Consider the following 12,902-nt stretch of genomic DNA (forward strand, 5'->3'; position numbering starts at 1 on the left):
ATGCAGCCTTCTGTTTTGACGCTGCAATGTCCGGGTATTAGTGTCAAAACACAAACCGGGTCCGCTTGAAACGACCCGGGACATTAAGCGCGACGGAGGACGGCACGATGCTTCAGAAAAACCTCATTCAGAAAACAGACTTCTATATCGATGGCGCATGGCGCGCTCCGGTAGAGGCCAAGTCCATTGAGGTCATTAATCCCGCTAACGAGAAGCCTTATGCCGTAATCTCTGCAGGCTCTGCGAAAGACATTGATCTGGCGGTCGCAGCTGCCCGCAAGGCATTCCCGTCCTGGAGCGAAACTTCTGCCGCGGACCGCATCGGTTATATTCGACGGCTCGTGGAAATTTATGAAGCTCGTCTTGAGGAAATGGCCAAGGCGATCTCGCTGGAAATGGGAGCGCCAATCACGCTTGCGCGGGAATCGCAGGCTGCGGCAGGCCTTTCGCATACCAAAGCCTTCATCGCAGCATTCGAGAATTTCGAGTTCGAAGAGCTTCTTTCTCCGAAATTTCCGAACCAGACGATAGTGCGCGAACCGATTGGCGTTTGCGGCCTCATCACGCCCTGGAACTGGCCAATGAACCAGATCGCGCTAAAAGTTATCCCTGCGCTAGCTGTCGGCTGCACCGTCATACTGAAGCCATCCGAGATTGCCCCCATGTCGGCCATGCTCTTCGCCGAGTTTGTGGATGAGGCTGGTTTCCCGCAAGGTGTGTTCAATCTCGTCAATGGCGAAGGTGCTGTCGTTGGTGAGGCCCTGTCGCAGCATCCGGATGTCGACATGATGTCGTTTACCGGCTCGACGCGCGCAGGCACAGCGGTCTCTCGAGCTGCAGCAGCAACGGTGAAGCGGGTTTCGCTTGAACTTGGCGGCAAGTCGCCGAATATCGTTTTCGCCGATGCCGACCTCGAAAAGACCATTGCCCGCAGCCTTGCCCATTGTTTCGAAAATACCGGCCAGTCCTGCAATGCGCCGACGCGCATGCTGGTCGAACGTTCGGTTTACGACAAAGCGGTCGAACTCGCCAGGAAGGTGGCGGAAGGCACGAAGGTTGGTGACCCGGCAGAAGAAGGCGATCATATTGGCCCGCTTTCCTCTTCGATCCAGTTCGAGAAAGTGCAGAAACTGATCCAGAAGGGCATCGACGAAGGTGCTCGGCTTGTGGCTGGTGGAACGGGGCGTCCCGATGGATTCACCGAAGGGGACTTCGTCAAACCAACCGTCTTTGCCGATGTGAATAATGACATGACGATTGCCCGCGAAGAAATCTTCGGACCGGTGCTGGCTATGATCCCCTTCGATACGGAAGAAGAAGCCATCGCCATTGCCAATGACACGCCTTACGGACTTGCAGCCTATATCCAGACCGGCAGCCCGGAACGGGCGAAACGCGTGGCTCGAAAGTTGCGTGCCGGCATGGTGCAGATCAATGGCACCTCCCGCGCGCCGGGCAGCCCGTTCGGAGGCTACAAGCAGTCGGGTAATGGTCGCGAAGGCGGCAAATGGGGGCTGGAAGACTTCATGGAAGTCAAGCTCATCAGCGGCTGAACTTCCAATATAGCAATAAAAAGCGCCGCTTAGCGGCGCTTTTTATTGCAAATCAGGGTTTCTTCATAACGCGGATACGCTGCTCTCCACCAATATTAATCAATTGCGTAGGAGGTGGTATCTTATGAACGTCATGCGTGCCGAAGCTGTCTGGGTAAAACGCATAACCGGCAGGCGGTTGCGGCGGGTTTCGATCGTCAATCAGTCGACCGCCCGTCAATTCGGTCATCGGGTCAGGAATGGCCGAAATCAGCCGCCGGGTATAAGGGTGGGTTGGATTCGAGAAAATCCGATCCCACGGACCACTTTCGACAATCTGCCCGAAATACATGACCGCCACCCGGTCGCTCATATGCTCCACGACGCTCAGGTCGTGGCTGATCATGATGTAGGAAAGGCCAAGCCGCTCCTTCAGCTCCAGGAGCAGATTGATGATCTGCGCCCGGATCGAGACATCAAGGGCCGAAACGGGCTCATCGAGCACGATGACTTTCGGATTAAGTAACAGCGCTCGTGCGATCCCTATACGCTGGCGTTGACCACCGGAAAATTCGTGCGGAAAACGCCTCGCCTGCTCGGGTTTCAAACCAACGAGACGTAGGATCTCTTCAATGCGACCGTCGATTTCGCTACGCGATTTCACGCCGTGAAGTCGCAAAGGTGCAGCGAGCGACGTGTACACCGTCTGGCGAGGATTGAGTGAAGCAAACGGATCTTGAAAGACCATCTGCGCCATCTTCGACCGTTCCAGACGGGAAGGTTCATTCTTGCCTGTGATCGGACGTCCTTCAAAATAGATCTGCCCACTGGTCGGTCTCTGCAAGCCGACTATGGAGAGGGCCAGTGTGGACTTACCGCAACCAGACTCCCCTACAATCGAAAGGCACTCGCCTTTGTTAAGCGTCAGGCTGAGATTGTTGACGGCGCGCAGCAATTGCTTGGAACGACTGAAAATTCCACCGCTCACCGGGAAGTAAACGCAGACATCATCGATGCGAACCAAAGGTTCTGCCAGTTTGGTTGAATGTAGATCATTCATGATGGAAGCACCTCACCACACCGGCATCCTCAAGCGGCGTCCAGCCCGGCTTTTGCGCACGGCAAACATCGGTCGCACGCGTGCAACGCGGCTCGAACCGGCAGCCTTTTGGAAAAGCGGAAATCGATGGCACGACACCCTCGATTTCCTGAAGCCGTAGCTGGCCTTCCGTCTGGCGCGATCCAAGCTGCGGCAGGGACGCCAGAAGACCATGCGCGTAAGGATGTGCCGGATGATGAAACAGATCCGCCGTTACACGCTCCTCGACCAGATGCCCGGCATACATGACACCCACGCGACGACACATTTTCGCAATGACCCCAAGATCATGGCTGATCATCAGAACGGAAGTCCCTCGCGCCGTGCAAAGTTCCTGCATAAGACGCAGAATTTCTGCCTGAACGGTCACGTCAAGCGCGGTCGTGGGTTCATCGGCGATCAGCAGATCGGGATTGCATGCAAGGGCGATCGCGATCATCACACGCTGGCGCATGCCGCCAGACATCTGATGCGGATAGTTCTTCACACGCTGCTCTGGTGCGGGCACCTGAACGCTGGCAAGTGCTTCAATCGCCTTGCGTTCTGCCTCATGCCAGGTTGCCCCCTGATGCAGCACGAACATTTCCGCAATCTGTCTTCCCACTGGTGACAGGGGATTAAGGGCGGTCATCGGTTCCTGAAAAATCATCGCGATACGATTGCCACGCAGCTTTCGCACTTCGCGCGACGACATGGCTCGCAGGTCCTGTCCTTTGAAGCGGATCGCGCCTCCGGTAATTGACAGCGGCTTACGCAACAGCCCGATCATGGACAGCGCGGTGATGCTCTTTCCGCAGCCGGACTCGCCCACCAGACCAAAGGTCTCGCCAGCGGCGATTGTGAACGATACATCCTCGACCACGTTATGTTTGCTTGAACCGGAAACGATATCGATGCGAAGATTTTCGACTTCTAGAAGTGGTTGTTCGCTCATACTTTGCGCGTCCTCATATGCGGGTCGAGCCAGTCACGAAGACCATCGCCGAACAGATTGAGTCCGAGTACCGTGAGGAAGATAGCCAGGCCCGGAAACACCGCAGCCCAAGGCGCGTTCACAATCAGCTCTCGCGCATCGGTGAGCATGTTCCCCCAGCTTGGATCGGGGGGGCTGATACCGAGACCAAGGTAGGAAAGAGCTGCTTCCGCAAGGATAGCATCGCCCATTCCAAGAGTGCCGATAACAAGGATAGGGCCGATCATGTTCGGCACAATCTGCGTGATCATGATGCGGACATCGCTATAACCGAGCATCTTGGCGGCCTGAACATATCCCTGTTTCTTGAGAGAAAGGGTTGAGCTGCGCGCGATCCGGCAGGTCCAGGACCAGTTCGTCAAACCCAGAGCAAGCAGAAGGCTCGGCAAACCGGGACCGAGGACAGCCATGATTGCCAGAGCAAAGATGAGCGACGGTATCGCCAGCATCAGATTTGTCAGACCGTTGACGAGATCGTCCCACCATCCGCCGAAATAGCCCGCGGAAATGCCAAAACACAAACCAATGACAGTGTTGATGCACTGCGAGACGACGCCGACGGTCAGTGACACCTGCGCGCCATAGAGGATTCGCGAAAAGACATCGCGCCCCTGTGCATCGGTACCAAACCAGAATTGTGTGTCAGGCGGAAGTTCGGCGTTCATCAAATCGGCATCAAGGACCGGGTTATAGTGGGCCAGCAGCGGTGCAAAAATCGCCGCCGCCGCGATGACGATGCATATGAAACCGCCGAATACGAGATTGAAACGGAGCTTCATGGGCTTACTCGTGGCTTATACGCGGGTCGATAACCGCGTAGAGGATGTCAACGATCGTATTGATAACCAGAAACCACAACACGATTACGAGAATTGCCCCCTGCACGACGGGGATGTCGCGCAGCGAAACGCTATCAATCAGCAAGGAACCAAGACCCGGCCACGAGAAAAGTTTCTCCACCACCACGGCCTGCCCCATCATCGATCCGAACTGCAGGCCGATAGTCGTGATGATCAGCACCAGCGCATTTCGCATGACATGCCATTTCACAAGCCGAAAGCTGCTCATGCCTTTGGAACGCGCTGTTCGAATGAAATCGGCACCCATCACTTCAAGCACGGCTGCTCGCGTCGTTCTTGCCAACAGTGCAAGGGGCGCGACACCCAGAGTGAGCGCCGGGAGGATAATATTTCTGATGCCGCCGTCGCCATAACCGAAGCTCGGCAGCCATCCGAGCGTCAATGCAAAGAGATACATGGCGAGCAGACCCAACCAGAATTGCGGCAAGGAAAGACCCGAAACCGCTCCTATCATGGTCACGCTGTCAAGAATGCTTCCGGGTTTCAACGCTGCGAGAAATCCGAGCGGCACCCCGATCAGGATAGCAAGTCCCATCGCGGCAAAAGCGAGCTTCAGCGTGGGCCACATTCGCTCCTGAATAAGCGAGATAACCGGCTGCCTTGAACGATAAGAAGTCCCTAGATCGAACTGCGCCAACTGAACGAGATAGTTACCGAAACGCACATGAACAGGCTTGTCGAGCCCGAATTCCTGGGTGATCTTCTCGACCATTTTCGGATCGTTCATGCCCTTGCCATTGGCGATAAGGCCGGAAGCGATGCTACCTGGAACCACGCTGAAGATAACGAAAATCAACAACGATACCGCCACGACCGTCGGTATCATCTGTAGGACGCGCCGGAAAATAAAATAGAGCACACGGTCCTCCTTTCGGATCAGCGCCGATTACGCTGGAGCAAAGGGGATCAGTGGCCCGCCCGAGAAAGAGCGGGCCGATCCAGAACAGCTGGAACTAGCGACCGGCCGGAACCGTGTCGTCCACCCAGAGCTTTTCATAGGACTGAACCGCGAGTTCCGCCGAGTTCGGCTGCAGGCCATGCAGCCATGGCTGGTGTGCCATCACTGCCTTGTTGTAGTTGAAGAACCAGACCGGCGCTTCTTCCTGCAACAGATTGTTCGCCTTCTTCAGAAGTTCGTTCTTCTCTTCTTCGGTTTTTGCCACCTTGGCTTCGTCGACAATCTTGTCGAATTCCGCATTGGAGAATTTTTGATAATTGCATGCGGATTGCGGCGTCGCGGAATAGAAGCACTGCATCGCGGTGAGTGCATCGGGCCCGCTTTCGAGCGACCACATATAGGCCTGGAAATTGCCAGCCGGAACCACATCAGCAAGCACAGAGGCCTCTACCGGCTTGGCCTTCACCTTGATGCCGACCTTGGCGAGCATCGGAATGATCGCCTGAACAATGGTCAAACCCCAGCTCTCATTCTGCGTTGCAGTCAGTTCGAACTCGAAACCATCTGGATATCCGGCTTCTGCGAGCAAGGCTTTCGCTTTTTCGGGATCATACGGATATGGCTTCGCATCCTTGTCGAAGGCTGGTGATGAGTTTGGAAGCCAACCTACAGCACGATAGGCCTTGTCCTTGACCAGACGCTTGATGATGAGATCGCTATCGATCGCGTAGTTGATTGCCTGACGGACGCGCTTGTCCTGGAACGGCTTGAAATCCGGGTTGAAGCCGACGGCGCGCGTATAAACTTCCGCCACCTCGACCATGTTCTTCGCCAGTTCGGGGTCGGCAAGATAGGCAGTGTACTGCGCGGGGCCAAGCACAGCTACATCGATTTCCTTGTTGCGGAACGCGACATCGCGCGCCGCCGCATCACCCATGATCATGATATTGATCTTGTCGGCGTAAGGCTTGCCCTTCTCGTAGTATTTGTCCCACTTCTCGACCGTGAGGCGTGAGCCGGGAACATATTCGGCAAACTTGTATGGTCCGAGACCGACGGGGTGGCGCTGAAATTCCTCACTGTCCCCCTCGCCTGCAGGATAGATCGCTGTGTTGTTACGCATAAACTGGAAACCCGGATCGATCGGCTGCTTCAACGTGATCTCGAGCGTATGGTCATCGATCTTCTTCAGACCGGAGATTTCCTTGGCCTTACCCTGCGTATATTCCTCCGCTCCTTTGATCTCGGCAATGTAGCGTGCTGGTGGGAATGCCTTTTTCGGGTCCATTATCCGTGTGTAGCTCCAGATAATGTCGTCTGCCGTCAAAGGCTTGCCATTGTGGAAAAATGCATCCTGACGAAGCTTGTAGGTATAGACGAGCCGGTCGTCGGACACGGCCACGTCCGTTGCAAGACCGAGCACCGGCTTGTTCAAATCGGCATCCCAATCATAGAGCGTGCGGTGAATAGCTTTGGCGTAGAACTCGTCCTGCGTGGCAGGCGATGCCTGAATGTCCAGCGTCGAGAAGCTGTCGCCGTAAGGCGCGACGAAATTGATAACGCCCCCTGAACGCGGTTCATCCGCAGCATAGGCTGCCGTTCCCGTCAACAGAGCTGCGGACAGCGCCGCCAGCAATGCAAATTTTCTCATATTGTTCCCCTTCATAAGTGTCATTCTTGCGATTCAGATGAACCGTTCATTCGGACAGTTCCGCCGAAACTTCGCTGTCCGACATTGCGCCGAAGCGTTTCCGCTTCAATTCTTTTTATGATCCGGCAGGAACCGGAGTATCGCTTCACGACCGTTCGAACACGATCTCACCGTCGCGTAGGGTAAGAACACAATGCGTGTCGTTGAGAATTTCTTCCGGCTTTGCAGTGAGCATGTTGCGCGTGAAAACTGCAATATCGGCAACCTGTCCAGGCACGAGCTTGCCCTTCACATTCTCCAACTTCTGTGAAAAAGCTCCGAACTCGGTGTAAACCTGCAGAGCCTCTTCAATGGTCACGCACTCGCGGGCATCCATCACCGTCCCCTTGCCCGTTTCACGGGTCAGCATCGAATAGATATTCGGATAGGGATTGGGGTGACAAACCGGCGCATCGCTGCCGGTCGCGGGTTTGAAACCGAGATTTTTCCACGTCTTCAGCGGGTAGCTTGAAAGGGCGCGTTCCTCGCCGAGAACAGAAATATAGGCATCTCCAAAATCATAGATGAAGACCTGTTGCGGGCACGGATAAATGCCGGCCTTCTTCATCCGCTCGTGTTGCGCCGGCGTGGAGAAACCGCAATGCTCGATACGATGGCGGCGGTCGGGATCGGGATAAGCGACTAGCGCCTTTTCATAGGCCATGATCAGCTGGCCGATTGCTGCATCGCCGATAGCGTGGCATGCCAGTTGGTAACCCTTCTTATGCGCGTCCAGCACCAGCGCTTCCAATTCCGCGTCCGGTAATATCTGGACACCGATATTGTTGTCGTCGCCAAGATAAGGCTTGCTCATCCACGCGGTCCGCCCGCCTGCTGAGCCATCGAGGAAAATCTTGACGGCACCGACCGTCAGCATGTCGTCACCGACACCGGAAACAAGCCCTGCTTTATAGCATTCCTCAACGATGGAAGGCCCAAGGTCGCCAAGCAGTACGAGCCAGGTGCGTACCGGCAAACGCTTTTGCAGCTTCGCGATGTTGTAGGCACGGATTTCATCGAAGCCCGCAACCTGACCGACAGCTGCATCCATAACGCTGGTAATGCCGTAGGAAAGAAGAAGGTTGCCCGCAGCCTCAATGGCTTCGATCATTTCTTCCGTCGTCGCCTTGGGGATAGCCCTGCGAACGGCGCCTTGAGCATTTTCAGCCACCATTCCGGTCAGAACGCCATTTTTCTGTTCGATCAAACCGCCTTCCGGTACCGGGAAGTTTTCATCCACACCGGCCAGCTCAAAGGCTTTCGAGTTGAAGATCGACACGTGGCCACAAGCACGTACGAGCATGACGGGATGGTTTGGAGCGACCGCATCGAGCTCCGACTTATGGGGATGACGACCGACGTCGAGCTTCGTCTGGTCATAACCGCGTGCTTTGATCCAGGTCCCGGGAGGCGCAGAAGCAGCCTTCTCGCGAATGGCATCAAGCAGGCTCTGTAATGTTGGCGCGGCCTGCGGTGTCGCATCAATCCATTTGAGTGTAAGCCCGACCGAGATAAGATGCAGATGGGCATCATTTAATCCGGGTGTCGCGAAGCGCCCTTCGAGGTCGATCAAACGGGTTTTGTCGCCCCTCAAGGACCATATCTGGTCCTTCGTACCCGTAGCAAGCACCTTGCCTTGCCAGATGGCCAGGGCTTCAACTGTGCCCTCTTCGTATCCACACCAGATCGTGCCGTTATAAACTATGGTATCGGCACACAATTCGGGCATTACAGGCATTTCAGCGATCCCCTCCCTACGTCACGCTTATATAAGTGTAGGGAGATTTCCATTGATGCTTTGACCGATCAAGCCGTGGATTTGTTAAATTTGTAGGGGGCAAATTGTTCAAAATGACAAGTCTACGGTCAATTTGCCGAAATTTTTGCAAAGTTGAGGTGAAACCGGTCGATCAAATCGGCAAAGACTGCCGCCAAATGGTTATCGCCGCCTCTGGCCTGTCAACAATCACAGCTTTAAAATATCTGCAGACACGCAAATGATAGGCAGCATCGCTCAACAGAGCACGGTCTCAAGAAGCGAATTGTCGACATACCCCCGACCCATTCCTTGGCGACTGACGACACCAGCGCAATTGGCCGTTAAGGGATGGGCAATGGGGCGTCCCGGTTCACAAATAACGATACGCCCCGTCAAAACGACAATCAAACGATCAGTATGCCGATCCCGGCGTGCGTTCTGCCAACTGTTCGGGAGTCAGCAAATCCGCGTGATGGGCACGTGCGACATCCGGATGCGACCGGAGGCGACTTTTGAGATTATTTGCACCTACCTCGCGGAAGATCGGATTAAGCGCGTCCACAGTCACGCCGCGTTCCTTGGTCTTCAACTCCTCCGGCAAATCGATAACCGGAATAGTCGCATCGTAACGAGCGCCAAGGAAGAACGCGACTGAGAAGCGTTCAACACCTGCTGGCGGCGCGACGACGCCGTGTACATCCGCCCGCACGAATCCGTTCGTGGCAAGCTCAAGCAGTTCCCCGGTATTGATGACAAAGGTGCCTGGGACTGGAGGCGCATCGATCCATTCGCCGTCTTCGCGTTGAACCCTCAAACCGGGAACAACATCCTGCAGGAGGACGGTAACGAAGCCACCATCCTTATGGGCACCCACCCCTTGTTCGCTTTCCGCCACATCGCGGCCCGGATAACGAATGATCTTCAAGAGCTGAGACGGATGCGGTTCGTAAATCTGGGCGAAAAAGTCTTCCGGCTGTCCCAATGCAGCAGCGATGGCTTTCAGAATGTCGATGCCGACACGCGTCACCTCGGCCTGATAGGCAAGCAGCAACGGCTTGAGTTCCGGCAACGCATCCGGCCATTGGTTCGGGCCGATCAGTCGCTTCCACGCCGGGCTGTCCGAACCAATTACGGCGGGCTCCGATTCAGTGTTGATATCCAGCTGTTCACGCCAGTCCTGCTGGCCGCGTGTCCGTTCAAAGCCAGCTCGATTGTAGCCTCGAAAATGGGGCGACTTCACCATTTCGATCTTCAGCTTTTCTTCCGCGGGCAGTGCGAAGAACTTCTTCGCCGTACTTACTACGTCTTCCACGAGTTTTGGATCGACGTCGTGGCCCGTAAGATAGAAAAAACCGTGGTCGTGAAGCGTCCGGCGCAATTCTTCAATAAAGCTGCCGCGCTCCTCCGCACTTCCGTTGAAACGGGACAGATCAAGCAAAGGCAGGTTGATCGGCGTGGTATGTATGGTCATGGAAACCTCCTGAAAATTCTTAGCGCGAGCGACGGCTGCGGGCCACGCGGTGATTGACAAGGCGAGCGGCATAATCGCCGGTAATCTGAATGGATTGCACGATTGCAACCAGAATGATGACAACGGCGATCATGACTTCCGGCATGAAGCGTTGATATCCGAAACGAATTCCGAGATCGCCCAAGCCACCGCCGCCGACCGTTCCTGCCATCGCCGAGTATCCGACAAGGCTGACAAGGGTAACCGTTTGCCCGGCAATAATCCCCGGCAGCGCCTCTGGCAGCAGCACCTTGAAGATGATCTGGATAGGCGTCGCGCCCATGCTTTCCGCAGCCTCGATCAGGCTTTGGTCTACTTCACGCATCGCCGTTTCCGCTAGTCGCGCGTATAAGGGTACGATTGCCACTGTCAGAGGAACGATGGCTGCATAGGTGCCAACCGTGGTTCCAGCAATCAGGCGCGTCAGGGGAATGATCGCCACCATCAGGATGATGAACGGCGTGGATCGAACCAGATTGACGATCGTGCCTGCTATGCGGTTAAAAGCCGGTCGTTCAAGAAACTGGCCGGGGCCGGTAACAACCAGCGCGACGCCCAGCGGTAGGCCGATCAAAGTGGACAGGACAGCTGATGCGGCCACCATAATGGCCGTCTGCCTCAGCGATTCAAGCAAGAGCCCGGCGAGCGCCGGGGGAAGCAGATCGGACAACATGGCCGATAACCTCTCCATGAAGATTGAGTGAAGAAAGATAGCTTCGGACAGCGGCAAGATCAGCCGGACCGTGCTCAGCGACAAGCGTCATGATGCCCAGAGGTTTGCCGCAAATATAATCTATACGTCCATGCAGTATGTTCGGATTTATCCCGAAACGCTGCACAAGCGTTGCAACGACAGGCGCGTGGGCGGCATCACCGGCGAACACGATACGCAGAACGGGATCCGATCCCGCTACAGGTTCCGGCAGTAGCCGCCGAGACACTTCCGCCGGAAGATCATGAGCAACAATGCTTGCCAGAAATGACCGGGCGGTTGGGGATTGCGGAAAAGCGAAAACATCGAAAGTCGGGCCACTTTCAACGACCCTGCCGCCATCGAGAACCGTCACATAGTCAGCGATGTCGCGTACTACCTCCATTTCATGCGTAATAAGCACAATCGTCAGGCCGAGGCGTCGATTGATGTCTTTCAATAAAGAAAGAATTTGTTCCGTGGTTTCGGGATCAAGCGCTGAGGTAGCCTCATCGGATAGCAGGACGCTGGGCTCCAGAGCCAATGCCCGCGCTATGCCGACACGCTGCTTCTGACCGCCTGACAGTTCCGATGGATAAGCACCAGCCTTTTCCTTGAGGCCCACCAACTCAAGCAGATCGTTAACACGCGATTTTATAGTTTTCCGATCAATACCGGCGAGTTCCAACGGTAGAGCTACATTACCATAAGCAGTTCGCGAGGAAAGGAGGCTAAAATGCTGAAATATCATTGATACTTCACGCCTGACCTGCCGTAGTTCTTCTTGCCGGAGGGTTGTGATCTCACGGCCCGAAACAAAGACTTTCCCATCGCTTGGATGCACCAGTCCGTTCAGGCAACGGACCAGCGTACTCTTCCCTGCACCTGAGCGGCCAATGATACCGTGAATGGTTCCCTTTTCAATCTGAAGCGAAACATTGTCGATGACCGGACCAGCCTTCTCGTCATAGGTCTTTGTCAGCGAACGTATGTCGATGATCGACAGTGGTGATGTCACATCACCCAGTGCCGTATTCGACATATTTTCGCTGCGTACGAGCACATTCATCTCACCAACCCGCTATGATGTTGCCGCCGAATTTCTTCTCGATGAACGCTTTGACGTCGGGGGACTTATAGGATTCGATTAGCGTCTGGACCCAGGGCGCATCCTTGTTCTTTTCCGCGACAGCAAGCAGGCAGAAATAATCGGATAGCTGATCTTCAATCAAAATCGCATCACGGCTCGGCACCAGCCCGGCACTCAGCGCGAAATGCGAAGTGATAACGGAAAAATCCACGTCTTCCAGCGACCGGGGAAGCTGGGCCGTTTCCATTGGAATAATTTTGACCTTCTTCGGATTATCAACGATATCGAGTTCGGTTGCGTTGAAAGTCACCCCCGGTGTGAGCTTGAGAACGCCCCCCGCCTCGAGAAGTTTCAGGGCACGACCCGCATTGCTGGGATCATTGGGAATCGAAATCTGTGCCCCCTCCGGCAGTTCGCCAAGTGATTTATATTTGTGCGAATATCCGGCCATCGGCAACAGCACAGTACGACCGCCGACGGCAACAAGGCTGAGACCTCGATCCTTGTTCTGCTGGTCGAAATAAGGCGTATGCTGGAAGCCATTGGCGTCGAGATCACCATCATTCGTTGCCGGGTCGATCAGTGCGCCGTCCGAGAACTCCACAATCTCTATTTCCAATCCCTTTGCCTTGGCGACGGGTGCCAGTGCTTCGGCGATTTCCGCATGTGGACCAGAAGTCACGCCGAAACGGATTTTGTCCGCAAATGCAGGTGAAGCGACGAGTACGGAAAAGAGTGCTGCGGAAACAGCTCCGCGCAACAATGAAACTGGATGCATGTCATTTTCCCTGTGGTTGTTT

General features: G+C 55.2%; 11 protein-coding genes. 1 reads left to right on the forward strand and 10 read right to left on the reverse strand.

Annotated features, from left to right (window positions below; translation table 11 throughout):
- The first annotated feature begins 107 nt into the window (after positions 1–107).
- Positions 108–1,553 carry an aldehyde dehydrogenase family protein gene (locus tag ACOWVS_RS08740; RefSeq protein ID WP_006473151.1) on the forward strand — a complete coding sequence of 482 codons (1,446 nt, stop codon included), beginning with the start codon at positions 108–110 and terminating at the stop codon, positions 1,551–1,553.
- A 52-nt stretch (positions 1,554–1,605) separates the two neighbouring features.
- Here the strand turns inward: ACOWVS_RS08740 and ACOWVS_RS08745 are convergent, their stop codons facing one another.
- From ACOWVS_RS08745 to ACOWVS_RS08790, 10 genes are all read right to left on the reverse strand, one after another.
- Positions 1,606–2,592, reverse strand: a complete 987-nt coding sequence (locus ACOWVS_RS08745) for an ABC transporter ATP-binding protein (protein ID WP_006469037.1) — start codon at positions 2,590–2,592, stop codon at positions 1,606–1,608.
- A complete protein-coding gene (locus ACOWVS_RS08750) occupies positions 2,585–3,565 on the reverse strand; it encodes an ABC transporter ATP-binding protein (protein ID WP_021587267.1) in 981 nt (326 codons plus the stop codon). Before ACOWVS_RS08750 ends, ACOWVS_RS08745 begins: the two co-directional genes overlap by 8 nt.
- A complete protein-coding gene (locus ACOWVS_RS08755; protein WP_006469039.1) occupies positions 3,562–4,383 on the reverse strand; it encodes an ABC transporter permease in 822 nt (273 codons plus the stop codon). Before ACOWVS_RS08755 ends, ACOWVS_RS08750 begins: the two co-directional genes overlap by 4 nt.
- 4 nt (positions 4,384–4,387) lie before the next feature.
- Positions 4,388–5,323 (reverse strand): ABC transporter permease, encoded by a 936-nt coding sequence (locus ACOWVS_RS08760; protein WP_006469040.1) that lies wholly within the window; start codon positions 5,321–5,323, stop codon positions 4,388–4,390.
- A 94-nt stretch (positions 5,324–5,417) separates the two neighbouring features.
- Positions 5,418–7,013 carry an ABC transporter substrate-binding protein gene (locus ACOWVS_RS08765; RefSeq protein ID WP_021587268.1) on the reverse strand — a complete coding sequence of 532 codons (1,596 nt, stop codon included), beginning with the start codon at positions 7,011–7,013 and terminating at the stop codon, positions 5,418–5,420.
- 145 nt (positions 7,014–7,158) lie between these two features.
- Positions 7,159–8,781, reverse strand: coding sequence for an amidohydrolase (locus ACOWVS_RS08770; RefSeq protein WP_420973015.1), 1,623 nt, complete (start codon positions 8,779–8,781; stop codon positions 7,159–7,161).
- Between the two features lie 442 nt (positions 8,782–9,223).
- Positions 9,224–10,282, reverse strand: a complete 1,059-nt coding sequence (locus tag ACOWVS_RS08775) for an isopenicillin N synthase family dioxygenase (protein ID WP_006473154.1) — start codon at positions 10,280–10,282, stop codon at positions 9,224–9,226.
- Between the two features lie 19 nt (positions 10,283–10,301).
- A complete protein-coding gene (locus ACOWVS_RS08780) occupies positions 10,302–10,994 on the reverse strand; it encodes a methionine ABC transporter permease (RefSeq protein ID WP_021587269.1) in 693 nt (230 codons plus the stop codon).
- The gene (locus tag ACOWVS_RS08785) at positions 10,948–12,081 is read right to left on the reverse strand and encodes a methionine ABC transporter ATP-binding protein (protein ID WP_006469044.1); all 1,134 of its coding nucleotides are present in this window, start codon (positions 12,079–12,081) and stop codon (positions 10,948–10,950) included. The genes ACOWVS_RS08780 and ACOWVS_RS08785 overlap by 47 nt, the downstream gene beginning before the upstream one ends.
- Position 12,082: 1 nt before the next feature.
- Positions 12,083–12,880 carry a MetQ/NlpA family ABC transporter substrate-binding protein gene (locus ACOWVS_RS08790; RefSeq protein WP_006469045.1) on the reverse strand — a complete coding sequence of 266 codons (798 nt, stop codon included), beginning with the start codon at positions 12,878–12,880 and terminating at the stop codon, positions 12,083–12,085.
- Between the last annotated feature and the right edge of the window lie 22 nt (positions 12,881–12,902).

Source organism: Brucella sp. IR068 (genome assembly GCF_049065885.1).
GTDB lineage: Bacteria > Pseudomonadota > Alphaproteobacteria > Rhizobiales > Rhizobiaceae > Brucella > Brucella intermedia.